Source organism: Streptomyces lydicus (assembly GCF_004125265.1).
GTDB lineage: Bacteria > Actinomycetota > Actinomycetes > Streptomycetales > Streptomycetaceae > Streptomyces > Streptomyces lydicus_C.
This window is the reverse complement of record NZ_RDTE01000003.1, coordinates 4777512-4795937: the sequence shown is the minus strand read 5'-3', so window position 1 is coordinate 4795937 and position 18426 is coordinate 4777512. Positions and strand designations below refer to the sequence as shown.

The 18426-nt window shown below is 66.7% G+C and carries 20 protein-coding genes; 15 read left to right on the top strand and 5 right to left on the bottom strand.

Translation table 11 applies throughout. The features are described from left to right. Positions 1-71: 71 nt before the first annotated feature. Positions 72-512 carry a hypothetical protein gene (locus tag D9V36_RS23505; RefSeq protein ID WP_129295521.1) on the top strand — a complete coding sequence of 147 codons (441 nt, stop codon included), beginning with the start codon at positions 72-74 and terminating at the stop codon, positions 510-512. A 227-nt stretch (positions 513-739) separates the two neighbouring features. Here D9V36_RS23505 and D9V36_RS23500 read toward each other — a convergent pair whose 3' ends face one another. The 3 genes from D9V36_RS23500 to D9V36_RS23490 all read right to left on the bottom strand — a co-directional run bounded on the left by D9V36_RS23500 (position 740) and on the right by D9V36_RS23490 (position 2881). Continuing rightward, entirely contained in the window at positions 740-1903 is a 1164-nt protein-coding gene (locus D9V36_RS23500; RefSeq protein WP_129295520.1) for a tyrosine-type recombinase/integrase, read from the bottom strand. Next, a complete protein-coding gene (locus tag D9V36_RS23495; protein WP_129295519.1) occupies positions 1900-2127 on the bottom strand; it encodes an excisionase family DNA-binding protein in 228 nt (75 codons plus the stop codon). Before D9V36_RS23495 ends, D9V36_RS23500 begins: the two co-directional genes overlap by 4 nt. A 124-nt stretch (positions 2128-2251) precedes the next feature. After that, entirely contained in the window at positions 2252-2881 is a 630-nt protein-coding gene (locus tag D9V36_RS23490) for a helix-turn-helix domain-containing protein (protein WP_129295518.1), read from the bottom strand. A 261-nt stretch (positions 2882-3142) separates the two neighbouring features. On the opposite strand from D9V36_RS23490, the gene D9V36_RS23485 reads away from it, so the two are divergent. The 5 genes from D9V36_RS23485 (at position 3143) to D9V36_RS43115 (ending at position 8941) form a co-directional block, all read left to right on the top strand. Beyond that, positions 3143-4699, top strand: coding sequence for a DnaB-like helicase N-terminal domain-containing protein (locus tag D9V36_RS23485; RefSeq protein ID WP_241720998.1), 1557 nt, complete (start codon positions 3143-3145; stop codon positions 4697-4699). Between the two features lie 295 nt (positions 4700-4994). Further along, positions 4995-5732: a DUF2637 domain-containing protein gene (locus D9V36_RS23480; RefSeq protein ID WP_129295517.1), complete on the top strand. Its 738-nt coding sequence runs from the start codon at positions 4995-4997 to the stop codon at positions 5730-5732. Between the two features lie 337 nt (positions 5733-6069). Then, positions 6070-6561 (top strand): plasmid mobilization relaxosome protein MobC, encoded by a 492-nt coding sequence (mobC, locus tag D9V36_RS23475; protein WP_129295516.1) that lies wholly within the window; start codon positions 6070-6072, stop codon positions 6559-6561. 4 nt (positions 6562-6565) lie between these two features. Further along, positions 6566-8281, top strand: a complete 1716-nt coding sequence (locus D9V36_RS23470) for a mobilization protein (RefSeq protein ID WP_129295515.1) — start codon at positions 6566-6568, stop codon at positions 8279-8281. Positions 8282-8488: 207 nt separating this feature from the next. After that, the gene (locus tag D9V36_RS43115; protein WP_431357694.1) at positions 8489-8941 is read left to right on the top strand and encodes a DUF6221 family protein; all 453 of its coding nucleotides are present in this window, start codon (positions 8489-8491) and stop codon (positions 8939-8941) included. 183 nt (positions 8942-9124) lie between these two features. Here the strand turns inward: D9V36_RS43115 and D9V36_RS23465 are convergent, their stop codons facing one another. After that, positions 9125-9538 (bottom strand): NUDIX hydrolase, encoded by a 414-nt coding sequence (locus D9V36_RS23465; RefSeq protein WP_129295514.1) that lies wholly within the window; start codon positions 9536-9538, stop codon positions 9125-9127. After that, positions 9535-10194 (bottom strand): NUDIX hydrolase, encoded by a 660-nt coding sequence (locus tag D9V36_RS23460; protein ID WP_129295513.1) that lies wholly within the window; start codon positions 10192-10194, stop codon positions 9535-9537. Before D9V36_RS23460 ends, D9V36_RS23465 begins: the two co-directional genes overlap by 4 nt. Before the next feature lie 402 nt (positions 10195-10596). Between D9V36_RS23460 and D9V36_RS23455 the strand changes: the two genes are divergently transcribed. From D9V36_RS23455 to D9V36_RS23415, 9 genes are all read left to right on the top strand, one after another. After that, complete coding sequence (locus D9V36_RS23455; protein ID WP_129295512.1) at positions 10597-11106, top strand: nucleoside-diphosphate kinase; 510 nt, start codon at positions 10597-10599, stop codon at positions 11104-11106. A 79-nt stretch (positions 11107-11185) separates the two neighbouring features. Beyond that, a complete protein-coding gene (locus D9V36_RS23450; protein WP_018088334.1) occupies positions 11186-11485 on the top strand; it encodes a hypothetical protein in 300 nt (99 codons plus the stop codon). Positions 11486-11649: 164 nt separating this feature from the next. Beyond that, positions 11650-12234, top strand: coding sequence for a hypothetical protein (locus tag D9V36_RS23445; protein ID WP_129295511.1), 585 nt, complete (start codon positions 11650-11652; stop codon positions 12232-12234). A gap of 40 nt (positions 12235-12274) precedes the next feature. Next, on the top strand, positions 12275-13039 hold the full coding sequence (locus tag D9V36_RS23440; protein ID WP_241720997.1) for a hypothetical protein: 765 nt from the start codon (positions 12275-12277) through the stop codon (positions 13037-13039). 2 nt (positions 13040-13041) lie between these two features. After that, positions 13042-14433, top strand: coding sequence for a hypothetical protein (locus D9V36_RS23435; RefSeq protein ID WP_129298629.1), 1392 nt, complete (start codon positions 13042-13044; stop codon positions 14431-14433). Between the two features lie 57 nt (positions 14434-14490). Next, positions 14491-15228 carry a class I SAM-dependent methyltransferase gene (locus tag D9V36_RS23430; RefSeq protein ID WP_129295510.1) on the top strand — a complete coding sequence of 246 codons (738 nt, stop codon included), beginning with the start codon at positions 14491-14493 and terminating at the stop codon, positions 15226-15228. Positions 15229-15360: 132 nt separating this feature from the next. Continuing rightward, on the top strand, positions 15361-16035 hold the full coding sequence (locus D9V36_RS23425) for an ATP-binding protein (RefSeq protein WP_241720996.1): 675 nt from the start codon (positions 15361-15363) through the stop codon (positions 16033-16035). Positions 16036-17020: 985 nt separating this feature from the next. Beyond that, positions 17021-17938 (top strand): DUF6192 family protein, encoded by a 918-nt coding sequence (locus D9V36_RS23420; protein WP_241721346.1) that lies wholly within the window; start codon positions 17021-17023, stop codon positions 17936-17938. A gap of 2 nt (positions 17939-17940) precedes the next feature. Next, a complete protein-coding gene (locus D9V36_RS23415) occupies positions 17941-18426 on the top strand; it encodes a hypothetical protein (RefSeq protein ID WP_129295508.1) in 486 nt (161 codons plus the stop codon).

The following is an 18426-nucleotide window of genomic DNA, read 5'->3' as shown; positions in this document are numbered from 1 at the left end:
GGAATCAGCCGTCAAACCTGCGGCCGTAGTCTGTCGCCATGGTGCACTTAGCGGGGGGAGACACGAGCTCCATGGAGCTGCTGACAACGATCCTGACGGCCCTGCTCGGTGCTGCAGCCGGTTACCTCGGTGCCCGGCACCAAGGCAGGGCAGCGATGCGGGCACCGGAAAAGGCCGACCACCGCAAGCTCGTGGGAGATTTCCTGATCGCGGTCAGGACGGCCAGGTATCACGCGATGCCGTGGCGAAGAGAGCCGGACCTGCAGCGCATGAACGAGGCCATTGAAGAGGCCATGACGCTGCTCGGAATTTTCGACGTCATCGCGCCGGACTACGTGTCCGAGGAAGCCCATCGGTACTGGGTGGACGTCATGGGGTCGGCTGATTTCCGGGAACGTCTGAGCCGGGGGGAACCTCTGCGACCGAGGCCGGCGGGGGATCAGGGCATGGATACGCGCCTGGCCATCCAGAATGCATTCCACGAGGCTGCCCGTAAGTGGCTCGGCGAATAGGCCCGGACGTGGCGATGCCCGGTGATCACCGGGCATCGTCGTCTCCGTTGACCTGGCGACCCCACACGGCCACCAGCAGGCTGGGTTCTACGGGGAACTGGCGATAGTTGATTAGGTGAGCCCACCAGTATCAGCCCCCAAAGCACAGCGCAGCGTAGGCAGGAACGGCGTTGCTGACCGGTCCTGCCTACGCTGCGCATGCCCTCTGGATTAGGGAAAACCGCGCCTCAGCCGGAGTGCTTCCGCTTCTGCGCCTGGTGCTCGGCTGCCTCCCGGCGCTGCTGGCGCACCTCGGCGTCGATGCTCTTCGCGAGCTTGCGTTGGTGCTTCTTCTTGGAGTGCTGGTAGATCAGCTGAGCCTTCGGGCTGGACTGGCCCGCGCGGACCATGAGGTCCTTGAGCTTCGCACCAGAGTCAGCCGCCAGGGTGTTGCCGGTGTGGCGCAGATCGTAGAAGCGGAAGTTGTCCGGCAGTCCCACCGCGATGCGCGCCTTGCGCCACTTGCGCCCGAAGGAGGACCGTCGCAGAGCGGCCCCTTGCTCGCCGACGATGAGGAGTCCGTCCGGCTCCTTCTCCGCGAACCACTGAAGGTGGCGGTGCAGCTCGGGCACGATGAAGTCAGGCAGGTACACCGCGCGCTTGCCCGCCCTCGACTTCGGATCGCCGATCACCTTCTTGCCATTGGTCAGCTCCGGTGCGGCACGCCTGATCCACACCACGCCCTCGTCGACGTCGATGTCGCTACGACGCAGCTCCGCGAGTTCTTCAGGACGCAGGGACGCGAAAGCGCCGAGGAAGATCATGATGCGCCAGCGGGGTCCGATGGCTTCGGCCAGCGCATAGACCTGTTCGACCTCGGCGACGTCGCGTTCGTCGGCCTCCTCCTTGCCGGCGCCCTTGATGCGGCACGGGTTGCTCTTGAGGAGATCGTCGTCGACCGCGGTTTGAAGGATGGCCTTCAGCAGGCGGTAGGACTTGGCCACCGTCGTCTTCGCACCGTTGGTTGCCTTCAGCCGCTCGGCTCGCCAGACACGCACATCCGACGGTTGGATCTCGTCCAGGTCCCACGTGCCGAACGTGGGCACGATGTGCCTGGCGAGCAGCCGGGTGTACAGGTCCTCGGTGGTCGCTGCGAGGCCGCGTTCGTTGACCCACCTCGCCGCGAAGTCCTCGAAGTTGACCGCGCCGGCATCGGGGTCGGTCCAGTGCTTGCGCTCAATATCGGCCTGGGTCAGCGCGAGCCAGGTCGTTGCCTTGGTCTTGGTCTCGAACGTCTTCGGCGCGTAGCGCCGCTTGCCGTCCAGAGCCCAGTAACGGGCCTGGAAGCGCCCCGACTCGGTCTGGCGCACATTGCCGAACTCACGCCGCCGCTGCGGCTTGCGCGCCATCAGGCGGCCTGGCCGTAGCCGGAGCGAAGCCCTCGTGCCGGCTGAACGGTGCGGGCCGCTATATAGGTGGCGAGCACGCTTTCCGCGATGCGGACGTGCCGCCCGACCTTGACGAAGGCGATGCGGCGCTCAGCGACGAGGCGGCGGGGGAATCGCTCCGTGGTGCCGAGGCGTTCGGCGAACTCGGGGATGGTCAGATAGCGCTCGGGTGCGCTGGAAGAAGGCATGAGAGTCCTCTTCGCCGAGCTGGGGCTGGCACCCCTTCGGCGTGATCGTTTGATGGGTGGTCATGCTGGGTTCGTGCACTCGTCTCGCGGCGCGCTAACACCGAGGTGAGACGGGCAGCAGGGGCTACTCAGGGGCGTCGAGGTACTTCAAGTCCTCGGGAAGGGTAGGAGGTTCGATGCCACGGACGCGCAGCTTGGCGCGGAATTCGCGTACGTCCTGGGCATAGCCGCGGGTGTAGCCGTCCAAGCCCTCCAGCATGCCGTCATTGCGGGCGCGCTGCTGCGGGTCACGGATCAAGTTGGCGCCCCGACGGGCCTCCTCGGCGAACTGGATGGCTCTGCGCAGCGTGCTGATGGCCTGCGCGTGCGCCCGGAGCTCGAAAATGACCTCCTTGACGGTGCCGGGTTCGGGCTCCTCGCCGATCAGGGTCTCGGCAGTGATCCAGGACACCGCGTCCCAGATCGGCAGCTCCTGGCCGGGGAGCACCTCGACCGAGCCGGCCATCCCGATGGGCAGGAGCAGTGCGATGGGTGGAACGCCCAGCGCCTTGGCGAAGACCAGCAATTCCGCAATCTCGACTCCGGAACGGCGCCCATTTTCGAGGTTGGCGATCGAAGTGCGGGGGATCGCATGGCCAAGTGCCGCGCAGGCATCAGCGAGGCCCTGGGCACTCAGCCCTCGCAGCTTGCGGTAGTCGCGCACCGCGTCGGCCACCTGCTGCGTCAGTCGGCCCTGCCAGTCGTGCTCCGTCATGGGTACTACGCTAACGCACCATGCCGCACAGATTCAAGCAGGAATTGTGCTGTAGCGATTCAATGTCGATGTCGCCTGGATGCAAACTTCCACCTTGACTGTGCACATCGGCTACAGGCAGGCTTCTGTCACTCCCGCGTAAAGGAGCAGCCCCCGGTGTTAGCGCACCGGGGGCCACGACGGATCCCAGCATGACCACCCATCAAGACGATCAACCGAAGTGCGGCCTGCCAGGGCCTGATGCGCTTCGGGGAGGAATCCATGTCCAAGCCTACGGGCATCGGGCCAGCCAACACCACATCCCTGACCTCGCACCTCCCCCGCCCCATGGCGCCGGATACCGCCTCCGGTACGCCTCTGCCCATGCAGCACGACGCCGACGCCGAGATGGCCGTGCTCGGGTCGTGCATGTATCAGAGCGCCGTCATCGACGCGGTCCGCCAGGTACTGGATCCGGGCGACTTTTACCAGCCCGCGCACACCACCATCTGGCACGGATTGCTTCAGCTGCGGAAGGAAGGTGCGCCCACCGATGCGATCGCCCTCTCCCACCAGCTGAAATCCACGGGCGACCTCACCCGCGTCGGCGGCCCCCCATACCTGCACACCCTGGCCTCCGCGGCATCGGTGGGCTCCGGCGCCGAGTACTACGCCGATATTGTGCGCCACCACGCCGACCTGCGCGCCCTACAGGCCACAGCGGTCCGTGTCCTCCAAGGCGCCACCGCACCCGGAGCGGACCCCGCAGAGGTCCGCAGCCTGCTGACAGCCTCGCTGAGCGAGGCAGCCGACCGCGCCCGCCGCAGCTCAGGAGGACGGCTTCAGCGCTACGCCGTCGATGGCTGGTCTTTCTTCACCGACACCCCCGCCAGCACCGCCCCCGTCTGGGGCACACCGGGGAAGACAGCCTGGGCGTCGGGCGAGAGCCTGATGCTGGTCGGCCCGCCCGGGGTCGGCAAGTCCACGATTGCCCAGCAAATCGTCCTCGCCCGGCTCGGCCTGCTCGCCCAAGTCCTGGACATGCCCGTCCAGCAGGGCAAGAAGGTCCTCTACATCGCCGCGGACCGGCCGAGCCAGCTCGCCCGCGCCTTCACCCGCATCGTGGACCAAGCCCACCAGGACGTTCTGCGCCAGCGCCTGGTTTTCTGGTCCGGCCCGCTGCCCGCGTCCCTCAACGCCGAGCCCCAGCTGCTCACCGAGCTGGCCGCCGAGCACGGCGCGGACACCGTCGTGATCGACAGCCTCAAGGACGTCGTCGGGAAGCTCACCGACGACGAAGCCGGGCTCGCCTACAACAACGCGCGCCAGCAACTGCTGCGCGACGGCATCGAGCTGCTCGAACTGCACCACCAGCGCAAGCAAGGCCCCGACGCGTCGCGCAACCAACGCCCCGTGCTGGACCAGGTCTACGGGTCAGCGTGGTTCACCGCCGGAGCGGGAAGCGTCATCTTCCTCAACGGCGCGGCGGGCGACCCGGTGGTCCAGCTCCACCACCTCAAGACCGTCGACGACGAGATCGGTCCCCTGCCGGTCATCCACGACCACCCCCATGGCACCTCCCGCGTCGACACCAGCCTCGACCCCCTCACCCTGCTGCGCCAGCCGGGCGCTCACGGACTTACCGCCCGCCAGCTCGCCACGCAGACGACCGGTGAGGCCACCCCTCGCCCCGCGGATCTCGCCAAGGCCAGGCGCCGCCTGGAGGCCCTCGCCAAGAGCGGACACGCCGTCCAGGAGACCGGCGCCGGAGGCGGGGCGGGCGGCGGACAGGCCACCCGCTGGACGGCCTCCACCCGCCATATCAGCGCCGTGTCCTGACCGGCCCAACCCGTACGCGCCCCCGTATGCGGTCTCCCTTGCCGGGGCCGCCTACGGGCCGCTCACACCGCCTACGGATCGAACAAAGCCGCAGGTCAAGCGCGTACGCAGCCTCTTACGCCGCTTCCTCGCCCCAGCGCCTACGCGCGACCCCCTCCTTGTAAAGGGGGTCGCGTAAGCGCCCCGCCTTCAAGACCCCGGAGAACCTCGCTTGACCACCAGCGCAGCACCCGCCAACCGCGCCCACCAGGAGACCGACAGGCATCGCGCTGCTCACACAGGAGGGCAGCTGGTGATGACCAAACAGACCGCCGAGCGGTATGCGCTCGTCGCGGCCGGAACCGTCATCATCGCCCTGACCGCCGGTGGATTCTGGCTCTCCTACGCGCACCTCGCCGAGGTCGCCGGGCAGCACGGGCTCAAGAGCTCCCCCATCCGCCAATGGGCCTGGCCAGCGACCTTGGACGCGTTCATCGTTGCGGGAGAGCTGCTGATGCTTCGCGCGGGCCTGCGGCGGGTCACCGACGGGTGGGCCATCGGTCTCACGGCCACCGGGTCGGTCGGCTCCATCGTGCTGAACGTAGCCGGGGTCAGCGGTGCCAGCACCTCCGGCGCGAAGCCCCTGCTCGATTACGTGGTCGCGGCGGTACCTCCGACGGCCGCGCTGCTGGCCTTCGGGGTCCTCATGCGACAGATCCACCAGCTCGTCGACCGTCCCGCTGACCGCCCGGACTCCGCGTCCGTCCAAGCGCCGGAACCGCTGGCCACTACATCCGTACAGCCGCCGGAACCGCCTTCCCAGGTTTCGGAGGGCAAGCCTCGCGGTGGCCGTCCGGCGAGTGCCTCGGTCGAGCAGCTCGCGGAGATCGGCCGGATCGCCGCCGCTGCGCACGGCAAGCTCACCCGGGACCTTCTCCGAATGGCCGTTAAAGACAGGGGACTGACGATCGGCAGCGAGCGGGTGACCGACGTAATGAAGATCCTCAAGCCCGAACTCGAAGCCGATCCGGACACCGCCTCGGCCAGCGGCTGACCGCCCGCAACGCCGGGTGACCGGAACCCCTTTCGGTCACCCGGTGGGTCGGCCACCGCCCCATTCGGGTCCGCTTATCCCCACCTGTGGACGAGGTGGTGACCACCCGCACTCCGCCGGACCATCCCCGCCGACCCGCCTGCCCTCCCCACCCCATTCCGGAGACCCGCCCGTGACACACGACCAGCGCCAGATAGAAGACACCGCCCCCGCCGAGCCGCAGTCCCTGACGAAGTCCCCTAAGCTGACGGGCCGTCTACGGCGCGCGTTCGGACGGCCTGCCACAGACGCAGCAAGTTGTCGGGTAAGGAGTCCTTACCCGACCTCCGCCCCAGGGGTGGCGGAGGTGTCCGGCGCCGAGGGGGCGCCGGAGTCGGCCGGCCCAGGGGAGCCGGCCGAAGGCGGGACCGTCGAGCAGTCGTCAAACGTGCCGCAGAAGTCCGCGCCGCGTCGCCGTCTGCGTGACCAGCAGCTGCGCGAGCACCGCATCTCTCCCCGCTACAACGACACCGAGCTCGCCCTTGTGAAGAACGCCGCCGCCCTCAGCCGCATGAACCCTGGCGGCTACGTCGCCGAATGCTCGCTCGCCGCTGCGCGCGCCGACGACCCCACCGCCGCGGTCGCCGACTACCGCGCCATGGTGAAGGCGCTGATGGCCGCCAACGGACAGCTCGGCAAGGTCGGCAACAACCTCAACCAGCTCGCCCGCCACCTCAATCAGGACGGCGCCTGGCCCCACCACGACACCGTTCAACAGCTCCTGAACCACGTCGAGGCGTCCATCGCCGAGCTGGACACCGCCGTCGCCCAGGTCACCGAGGGGCGGTGAATCAGTGATACCGAAGATCATCCTCGGTACGGGCCCAGACGCCACGCGCCGAACGATCGGCTACCTCTTCGGCAAGGGCCGGGCCAACGAGCACACCGATCCGCACCTGGTGGCCTCCTGGAACGACTTCGCCCCCGACCCCGGCCGCAGCCCCCATCGCAACCGAAAGGACGTGGAGGACCAGCTCGCCGCACAACTCAATCAGCCAGTGAAGATGCTGGGCGACAAGGCACCCAAGTACACCGTGTGGCACTGCCCCGTCCGCGCCGCACCCGAAGACCCGACCCTCACCGACGCCCAGTGGGCGGACATCGCCCGCCGGATCGTGGCCGCCACAGGCATCGCCCCCGACGGGGACGAGGAAGCCTGCCGCTGGGTGGCCGTCCGCCACGCAGACGACCACATGCACATCGCCGCCACCCTCGTACGCCAGGATGGCAAACGCCCCAAACGCGACCATGACCAGCGCGCCGTCCAGCGCGAGGCCCGCAAGATCGAGGTCGACTACGGGCTCAGGCGGCTCAAGCCCGGCGACGGCACCGCCGCCAAGCGCCCCACCAGCAAAGAGCACTTCAAGGCCAAGCGCCTGGGCCAGGACGCCGCCGCTCGCGATGTCCTGCGCCTGCGGGTGCGCCGCGCCGTCGCCGCGGCGGCCGACGAGGCCGAGTTCTTCGCCCTGCTGGAGGCGACGGACGTGACCGCACGTCTCAGGCTCGGCCCTTCCGGCGACGCACTCGGCTGCAACTTCGCCCTGCCCGGCGACACCAATGACAAGGGCGAGCCGGTGTTCTACGCGGGCTCCACTCTCGCCCCCGACCTGTCCCTGCCTCAGATCCACAAGCGCCTCGTCGCCACCAGCACCGAACCGGTCACCGTCCGGCCGGGTAATCCGTGGCACCAAGCCAGCGCTGCCACCGAACGCATCCCCAGCCACCTGATCGGCAGCAACGACGCAGTGGCCCAAGGGCAACTGGAAGCGCTCGGCGGAGCACTGGACCTACTGCCGGCCACCGCACCGGCCGCGGTGAAGGCCGACCTCGAACGGGCAGCTGCTGCCTTCGAGCGCGCCACCCGCTCCCGCATCACCGGTGACCGGGACAGCGCCCGCGTCCTGCGCCGCAGCATGCAGACGATCTGGCGCGACCGGCCCCAGGACAGGGACGGCGCCGGGTTCGCCATGCTCCTGGACACCATGCTCACTGCGGTGGCCTACGCGATGCACTGGCACCGCACCCGCCAACACGCCCAGCAGGAAGCCGCAGCCCAGCAAGCCCTCGTCCACCTGCACGCCGTGTACGCACAGGCCACCGAACCGGTCCTGGCCAGCCTCGCGCACCGCGCCCCCAGCCTCCAGATGAAGCGCCGCTACACCGAGCACGTCCAAGAGGCGGTACCGGAGCACGCCGAGCGCATCCTCAGCGACCCCGCATGGGACGCACTCGCCACCGTCCTCGCCGAGGCAGAAGCCGCCGGGCACAACGCAGCCACCGTCCTCGACCAGGCCCTGGGCCAACGCACACTCGACGACGCCCACAGCCCGGCTCGCGCACTGACCTGGCGCATCCGCCGCCTCGGCGAACGACACGCCCCCAGCCCCCTGGCTCAGGCAGCCAGGGCCCGCAGCAGCCGTGCAACGCAGCCGCGTCCCACGCCGGCTCCCACTTCGCCTCAGCCTCGCGCTGTGGCCAACGAGGCCACGCGTCGTCCGCCGCGTCGCTGAGCTCACGACTGCTGCAACTGGAGGTCAACAGCCCTGCCAAACGTCGAGCCCTCCACCAGCACTGGCAGATCCGGCGGTGCTACCGCCGCCGCGGCTGAACCATGCGTTGTCAGTGTCCATCCGTACGGTGAGGGCATCACATCCGCGTTGTTGTTGACTGCGGCAGCGCAACTCAGGAACCGCTCCGCCCGGAACAGCGCCCGGAGCGTGGCGAACCGTCTGGAGGAGATAGTGAGCGACGAACTGGTGGCGTTCCTACGATCACGCCTCGACGAGGACGAGGCAGTGGCGCGGGCAGCGTTTCCGGGGCCCTGGGTCCGGCGTGACCAGGTCGCTGGCGTACATGCCGCCGACGCAACACCGGAAAGACCCTTCGGGTCAGCCGTGGCCGACTGCCGCAGAGTTCCTGGAGGGTTTGGTCACGGAACCGCCAACGCCGATCACATCGCCCTCCACGACCCGGTCCGTGTACTCACCGAGGTCGAAGCCAAGCGCGAACTTCTGGCTCGGTACGACGAGCCGGAGACATCGGGAGCTCTGCCCGAGTCATTTAACCGCCTAACGAGGCAGGTTCAGCGAAGCATGCTCAGCGAGGCATTCCGGTGCCTAGCTCTGCCCTACGCCGACCATCCCGACTATTGCGAGGAATGGCGGCCCTGATCACGCCCGGTGGACCCGCTCGCCCTCTCCCTGTCCACCGGGCGAGGGCGAGCGGTCCAGCGCCGTTTCTCAAGGTATGGGCAGGGGCATTCGTGGTGGAAGTACGCGGGTTACGCGACGGGCACGCCATCGCTGAGATGCACGGGTCTTCCCGTCACGAGGGCTTCCGTTGGGGTGGGCCGGCTAGCTGGCGAGATCGGCGTCCAGGTATTCCTGCACCGGCCCGAACAAGCCGTACGGGACGTACTCGGGGATCTGTCCGTGAGCCACCCAGGCAAGCTCGGCCAGTTCCTCGGTGTCCGCGACATACGCGGTTCCGCTGAGCACTTCGCAGGCGGTATAGGACATCAGCCTGCCCGTTGCCGGGTGGACTCGCTCGCCCAGCAGCTCGACGGCGGAAACGTTCAGTCCGGTCTCCTCCTTGGTCTCCCGCACGGCGGCGTCCTCGCGGGTTTCGCCGGGCTCGACTTCGCCGGCCGGGAACTGCCAGGAGAGCTTCCCCTCACTGATCCGGCGCCGGACCATCAGAACGCGTCCTTCGTGCACGATGATGGCCGCTGCAATGCCGGGTCGCTCATCGGCTGTCTGCTGCATCACGTCTGCTCCTCCAGGACGGCAAGCACGGGTGGAAAGATCGTATCGACGGGGATGAAACGGGTCACCGCGTTTCTGGGAACCCACATCACGTCGATGTTCTCCACGGCGTCGGAGTTGGTGGCCTGGCCCGCGAGGTACTCGCACAGGAAGTATTCGCACTGGACGCCGGTCACCGGGTGAAGCCGGTTTCCGAGATGCTGCCGGATCGCGCAGTGCACACCGGTCTCGTCCAGCGTTTCTCGCACGGTCGCTGTCTCGGCCCTGGCGCCTGGTTTGATCACGCCTGCCGGGAACTGCCAGCTGAGGCCCGTTGCGTCATCGTCTCGCCGGCAGACGAGCAGCACCTCGCTGTCACGTACGACCACGGCGATCGCGACGCGCAGGGCCTGCGCACCTGCTGGGCCCGGTGCGGACGCGCCGCGTTCAGCGGAGACCAGGAGCGCGAACCGCTGTCGTGCCGTGGGCGGGGCTTTCTCGTGGACGGTGTCGAGGAGCTGTTGCATCTCCTTGCGCGGCACTACGGCCGGGTCGGCGTGCCAGGCCGCCACGGTCCGTACCGCGATGCCGAGCCGGGCCGCGAATTGTTCATTGGTGAGGCGCAGGGCGGACTGCAGCAGGCAGGCGTGGCGGCCATTCCAGAGTTCGATCACGTCCACGTTTACTCCCTCCTTCGCCACCGTCCTCAGTGCAGGAACTTGCGCACTGAAGGTGCACTTCGGCTGCACTGGCGGTTCATGGCCGTTCCGTAGGTGACTCGGAAGAATGATGATTGCCAGGGCGGAGCGCGCCGCAAGAATCGCCCTGAGCGGCCAAGCTGACTGCGCCCGAGAGCGCCGGTCGACCGAGGGGAGAGTCTAGGTGAACGAGCCCAACGAGTAGCCAGGCCAACGCACTTGGCTGAAACGAATCCCTGTTTTCAGCCCTATCGTGCCGCCTTCCGGTGTCCGCCATCCGAGGGAAGGTCCGACCGCCCGGTCGAGCAAATGGGCGCCGGTAACCTCAGCTACCTGGCGGCTGATCCGCCGTCAATCTCTGTGCATACAAGCGAAAGGGACCTCATGGCTGAGGATCAGGCAAACCCCGTTGAACGCACGCTCGTCCTGCTCAAGCCCGATGCGCTGGTGCGTGGCCTGGCGGGAAGGGTCATCACCCGTTTCGAGGAAGCCGCACTGAAGATCGTCGGCACCAAGATGAAGTCGATGGACGAGGAGTTCACCCGGCGCCACTACTTCGATCTGGAGGAGCGGCTGGGGTCGGAGGTCTACCGCGTCACGTCGACGTTCATGCAGCAGGGGCCGGTCATCGCGCTGGTGCTGGAAGGTTTCGACGCCATCGCCACGGTGCGCAAGATCGTCGGCAGCACGTACCCGAACCAGGCGCCGGCGGGGACGGTGCGAGGCGACTTCTCGCACTACAGCGCCGCGGGCAGCATCGCCTCGGGCAAGGCCGTGGCCAACCTCGTGCACGCCTCAGGCAACAAGGAGGAAGCGCAGCAGGAGCTTGAGCTGTGGTTCGACAAGGACGAGCTGCACGACTACAAGACCCTCGCGGAGATCTACACGTACTAGCGGCGGGTTACAGCGTCACCGCGGGGACGCCGATGCGTTGAGCACCACCAGTGCACGACCGAACTTCAGAGGGGAAACCATGACCATCCAGACCCGCCTGGCCTCCGCCGAGGAGCTGGAGTCCGTCTTCCAGCGCGAACTGACGACAGACCGGTGGGCCGCCACCGAGACCGCGTACGCCCTGGCGGTACGCCACCGTGACCTGGGAGACCGGCCCAAGTCCCGTGAGTGGGTGCAGCAGTGCCTGCGACTCCTGGAGGGCTTCCCCAGCGACACCGAGGAGCAGGTGGCCACCAGCCGCACGTCGGTGGGCGGTGTCCAGCTCCCCACCTACCTGCACGAAGGCGTGGTCCGGGAACGCTTCGGCGACCTGGACTGACCAATGATCCATCCGGCGGGGTGGTGAGCCGGGCCGAGCGACGGCCGCACCGCCCCGCCCCTGACCCACAACCGCATAAGCAGCAGCCGTCCGAACCGGCTACCCACCCCCTTGGCGCCGGTCCGGCTGGCTCCGTCATGCCTGATTCAGGAGGCGATACGCCCATGCCCATCGAGATCGAGATGCGTGCCCGCTTCGACAAGGAGACCCGTGACCAGCTCGTCGACCGTCTGGAGAGGGACGGCGAGGACCTGGGCCCCGACGACAAGCACATCTACTTCTATGTACTTCCGGACCAGTTGCTGAAGGTCACCGACAACACGGCTGCCGACACCGCCAAGATCACCCTCAAGGGAAGCAAGATCGGCCAGGGCGCCGCATTCGCGGAGACCGAGTTCGCTATCGCCCCGGCCGACGTGGGCACCGCGGTGAAGCTGTTCAACGCTCTCGGGTTCGAGGGAGCGATGCACGAGGCGTCCAATCTCCGGCACAACTTCCGCTTCGACGGTGTCGAGATCGCGGTCAAGTGGAGCGAGGCATGGGGATACCACGCCGAATTCGAGGTCCTGCTGGACGACGACGCCCCCGACGCCGCTCGTGCCGAGGCAGCCGCCAAGATCACGGACGTCGCCGATGAGCTGGGCGTCACCCTGATGACCGAGCAGGAGCTGGCCGAGTTCACCGCCGCCTTCGAAGCCGCTGAGAAGGAACGCAAGGAGCGCGAGCGGCAAGCCGCGCCCATCCGGTAGGAGCACGTCACCGCGGAGACCACCGAGGGGGTGGGCACTGATGAGCACGACCCCAACGACCGCAAGCCTGATCGACCTGGCTGCCCGAGGGCAGCTACCACTCCACCAGTACATGGACCGGGCCACCATCGACTGGATCGCCACCAATCGGCCTGACCCCCAGCCCTCACCGCAACCGGCCCTTCGGCCGATCGCGCAGTACCTCCTGCGGCGGACCGGGCTACCACGCGACTGGATGGCCGAGCCCCGTCTGTACGACTCGATCCACGGCGTTCGGCACGCCATGCGCACCGCAGCACTGGCCGCCGTCCTCGCCGAGGCGAACGGCTTGGACGATGCCGACACCACCACCGCCGTCGTTGCCGCCGCCGTCCACGACTGCCAGCGCCATCACGACAAGGACGACCGCGGACACGGGGAACGCGCGGCGATATGGCTCGCTGCCAATGCGGACACCGTCTGGGGCCGCTTCGACCTCACGGCCACACCGCGCCGCGTCACAAGGGCCGCCACCGCCATCCGACTGCACGACGTGCCCTACGGCGCATTCAGCCCTGACGACCAGGCCGACTACCTGCGGAGCCAGATCATCTGCGACGTGGTGAAGGCCGCCGATGCCCTGGACCGATACCGCCTGCCGAAGACCAGGTGGTGGCCGAACGCCCAGCACGTCAAAGAGCCCGCCTTCGACACGTTCCGCAGCCTCGCTTTCGACCTCGTGACCATCTCCGAGAAGGCCCACCTTGCCGGTGCCCACAGCCCGGCGGCCGTCCTGTACGCGCTTGCAGAGAAGGAGCTGGCGTGACCATGGACTTCCTCGACGCCTACCACCTCTGGGCCGACGCCCACGCTTTCTACGACACCACCCTCATCCCCAGCCCTGCCGACACAAACGACCCGCTGTCCCGGCAGTCGGCAACCTGGGACGAGCGGCTCGCCGCCACACCGAACGGGCCCCTGCTGCGGCAGAACTCCCTCTTCGACGCCCTCAACGGCAACAGCAGACTGCACCTCCTCCACGTCACCCACGCCCTCGAACAGATCAACGAGCAAGGAGTCCTCTACCCGTCCGGCGGCTGCCTCGTCGGCAGCATCTACTGCGCCCCGCTCACGGCTACGGACCGGGGCCTGCGGATGCACAACCTGGCCGCATACGTCCTGACCAAGGAGGCGCCGGCCTTCCTGTCCAAGCTCGGCGTCACCGACCGGGTACCCACCCCGCTGATCTTCGAGATCAACACCCCACCGCAGGCGTACCAGGGCCTGGCGGGAGTGGACTATCTCCGGCTGGGCCTCATCCACTTACGGATCTACTGCCACCTCGAATACCTGCTGAGCAAGAGCGAGCGCCACCGCTTACGCGAGACCGTCGTGGCCAGGGTGAAGAACTCTGCCGCCTTCCTCGCCACCGCGACGGCCGTGGCCTACCGGGGCACACACATCGCCGCCAGGCCCTTCCTCGGCCTACTCGACGAGACCATCCCCCGATTACCGATCCTCGGCTACCTGTACTTCGAGGCGCTGGCGGAGTACCTGATGCTCCACTCGACCTCGCAGCACACGCGACGCCTGGCCGACATCGGAGAGCTGAACAACTGGCTGTACAAGGAGATGCTCTTCGCCTCCTACCCGAACATGGCCGGCAAGTTCGACCTCGCGAAGTTCCGCCCCAGGCCCGGCCAGCTGGCCGACCTCATCCACCAGGTCGACCCGACCATCGAGATCAACCACGCGGCCGACTACCTGGTCGAACGCATCAGCCACCTCATCGCGGCCCGGCTCTTCGCCCCTGGGGAGGCCCCGGAAGCCTGGCATCACAAACGCTGGGAATTCGACGCCCTCTCCACCCAGCTCGGCCCCCTGCTGGGCCACCTCATCCACCGGGAACTGCGCACCTTCGGCCGCTACCCCGACTTCTACTTCTACTTCGACCAGTACAAGGCCCTGCAAGCCTGGAACTACTGGAACCACATGGACATCGTCGCCCCGTTCAACGGCACGATGCCCAAGGGCGAGATCGGGATCAACCCCGCCTACCCCAACCTCGACTACCGCGTCTGGCGCGCCGAACAGGACGACGCCGGCCACCTCCACCCGGCCGAGCAGCTCTCCTTGACCATCGCCCCGCGGCTGGTGGACATCAAGTACACCCTCATGCGCAACAACCAGTGGACCGCCCCGGCGCCCAACGCCGCGTAACCACTGCAGCCTTCACCAACAGCTGCTCTGCTGCCTCTTCTTCCCAGGAGCCCCGCCATGAGCTACTTCGGCATGCCCTCCATCGACCTCCTCGGCGAGCAGATCGACGCCGTACTGAGCGCGCCCTCCACCACCCACGGCCTGGCCCGATCACTCCGCACAGCGGCCTGGGAGATCGAACTCCACCGCTATCACCACGCCAGCCAGCGGGCCTGGCCCGACAGCCGCATCGACCAAAAGCCCACCAAGGTCCAGATCGGCGGCGGAACCCACCGCATCGAGGACTTCTTCAACATCGACGCCGTCCCGCCGGCCGACCTGCTCTGGGATGTCCGCGAAGGCATCCCCCTGCACGACGACACCGTCGAGCTGATCTTCTCCGAGCACTTCCTGGAGCACATCGACTACCCCCGCTCCGCCAAGAACTACGTCCGCGAGGCTCACCGCGCACTCACACCGGGCGGCAAGATCATCACCGGCGTCCCCGACGCCGCCTTCGCTCTCAGCCAGTACCCCGGGCCGCTGAACCCCGCCGACGAGATGGTCGAGCGCTGGTATGCCAAGCGCGACTGCCGCAACGACATCAACACCCAGCTCGACCTCGTCAACCTCGTCTTCCGCGACCAGGACGACGACCCCAAGTACACCCCGCACCTCTGGGCCTACGACTACGAGAAGCTCGTCCAGCTCTTCACCGAAGCGGGCTTCGCCACCGTAGAGCCGTGGACCTTCGACGCCAAGATCGCCAATCCGAAGCGTCGCTGGGGAAGCGTCTACGTCGTCGCCACGAAGTAGCGACGACGCAGACCACCGACCACCCGGATAGCGACCTCCCCGGCCGCACTCCCCCTGGGGGCTGCCGTACCGACAACGGTCGGCATACGGCGCCCCCACGCACAGCCGTCCCCGCTGAGGGAGGCATCCCCCGTGAATCATGTCGGCCTGCCGCTCAGGGGCTCCCTCGCCTCAAGCCCCGGTCTGAAGAACCGTCGAAGGGTCTCTGTCATGCGCTGCCATAGCCAAAGCTTCCTTCTGGTCCGCGATCCGACCTCGGTGCCGATCAGCCGTCACCGTCTCCAGGATCTGGTGAAAAAGTGGGGGCTCCGCCTCGACGAGTCCTCCGATACCGCATTGACCGTCATCACCTCGGAACTGGTCACCAACGCGGTGCGGCACGGCACCGGCACGATGCTCACCATCACGGTGTCCGCCAACCTCAGCCGACGGCGAATCCTCGTCGAGGTCTACGACGGCTCGCTCGTCCTCCCTGTTCCGCACTGGGCGGATTCCGAGGACGAGTCCGGGCGCGGTATGGCACTAATCGACCGCTTGTCCCTCTGCCACGGTGCCGAGCACACCACCTCCGGCAAATGCGTCTGGGCAGAGATCGCTATGCCCCCACAGCGGGTCACCCGGCAACGGCTCATTCTCCGCCCCCGACGGGCCGCCCGAGCTATCGCCCGCCGTTTGGGCGCAGCCCGCCAGCCTATGGCGACCGTACGCGCAGGAAGCCGTGCTGGTCGCGGGCGCCATTCGTCGGCTGTTACGCACAGATCGTCGGCCCTTCGACCTGGTCCGCGAGCACCCGCCCCAGATCCGTGACACCGGGGGAGGCCCCCCGTGACTGCTGAAGTCGGGGGCCTCTAGAGGCGGTGGATAGCTGGATCGGGCGTCGCGCCGGCGACGTGGATAGCGCCATATGACCAAGGGGACGGGACGCGACACAATCGTGCATAACCGCCTGGCACGATCTCGCAGACCCTGGCAGAAGAGCACCACATGGCGATCATGGTTGATTCCGGACTATGACAAGCAGCTGCCACACCGGCGATGGGCGACGAGAGTCGTCTCCCCCTCCGTGGCCTGCACAGGGCGCGCTGGGCCTATGTCCTCCCACAGCCCCTTCGCCGGCTGCGAGATCCATCCCCACCCTGCATCTCGATGGCTCTGTTCCGGATGGTGGTTGCACGCGTCCGGAAGGTGAGCCACCCCGTGTGGGGAGATCAGAATCCTGTCGGGAGGAGCGACGCACTGTTGCCCGCCCCGCAGGGAAGCGCCTGTGCCGTCAGCACGCGGAGCCGAGCCGTCTGTTGGGCAGTCGCAGCCTTCCCCGATGTACAGATCACAGCGGTCACACCTCTTGGCAGCCATGCTGGCCATGGTGACAGCTCCTTCTGACAGGCACGTGTCGTTCCTCCACATCGCGGCATATCGCCCGTGCTCGCGCCAGCACCTCACCAAGGACCAAAGGTTTCTCAACGAAGCTGGCAGCAGCAGGGGCATCCCGGCCCCTGAAGGCAGTGACCACAGCGAGAGCGGCTATCACGGTCAGTAATACAGGAGTCACTAATGGTGCATGGCCTGGTGGTCGCGTTTTGCCGTAGACCAGCAAAGACCGGACTGGTCGTCTTTGCGCAGGAAAAAAAGTTAGACGAAAGCGTAAAGTGAGCTAAAAAGGGAAAGCAGGGTGACCTCTGCAGGGGCCTTGCACATTCATCGCGCGCCAGATGCATCCCACTACCAGCCATCCCACAATGATCGAGATGCATCTCATGGCGCGGGGAGAAGGTGTCCTCCAGTGACCGTTATGACTATCCCCGCCGGATACAGCAAATCGGAGTGGAGTAAGTACGTCCGAAAGGGACGCGCACTAGTCAAGCGACAGTCGGGGATCCAGTTTGAGCTGGGCGATACGGTGATCGATATACTCCAAGGTCACAAACGAGGCCATGGAGAGGTAACCGAGGTCATCGAACTCTACGCAAACCAGATCGGCATCAACCCCAACACGTTGCGCCACTACTACTACGTTGCCAGTCAATGGCCGGAAGAGAAGCGGCGTCCTGACGTGTCATTTTCCGTGCACGCAGCACTAGCCGCCACGCGAAGCCGGTTCATTAAGATCCGGAAGGACCCTCTGGACCCGTTCACCAAGGAACGGCACTGGACGTACAACGAGGCACTCCGGGCCGCGGACAACTCCAAGAAGCCTCACACGCCAACAAATCGCACGGAGCGCTTTGAGCGTGCTCGCACTCTTCTGGGCGGCGATGAGGACGCCGCCGAAGCCGTGGGCGAGATGCTCGAACAGCGCCCTGAGCTGACGCATCGGTTGGTAGCCGATCCGCGCACACGGCACCTCCTGCGCAAGGCTCAGTACGAACACTGGCGCCAGGTGGATGAGGAGACCGCGGCGGAAGCTGAACTCACTCCCGAGGAAGAAGAGATCGAAGAGGAAGAGGCACCTACCAAGGTTTCATACCAGGACGCCCCTATGGAGATCCTGCAACTGCTGGGCAGTTTCGCCTCGTTCTTCGTCTCTTTCCAACGGATTATCCCGCAGATCCACAGCCAGGATTACACGGAAGATACGAAGGAGGCGGTGCTCGACAACATCACTAAGGCCCGCTCGTTCCTTGATTGGTGCGAGACGGCGATCAAGACAGGTAAGACCGACATGGATAAGGCGCTGGCGCGCTTGCTGGAGGATGAAGAAGGCGAATAATCATGGCAACCCGCCGCCAAGCGGCGCACGACACTGGAGAGGATATTTGGAACCGAGTCGAAAACGCCGGCGAAGCTGGTCTGCTGACGAAGCAAGCCATGGGGCGCAATACCCGTGGCCAGTTTGAGTACGGCAAGGCTTGGATCAAGGACAAAAAGTGCAAGAGCGAAAAGAAAGGGTGGGTCTACCATCACGGCGCCTACATAATCACTGTGGACCCTAACAAGTGCACCCTCTACGCGACCGACAGGCTCCGCTCCCTCTATAGGCAAGCGCAGCGAATCTACAACTGTTCGATCGCGATCCTCCCTCCAGAGGCGCAGGAACTGCCGACAGTGCGGCTACTGCGTACCGAGTGCGAGAATATTTTCGCCGCGATGGCTCTCTTGGAGGCAGCCGGGTTTTCGCCGCAAGCTGCCGCGAAGGGCGCCGAGGCTAAGCCGAAGGGGTCAACCTCTCGGCGCAGCCGCAAGACGCCAAGTCGTTGA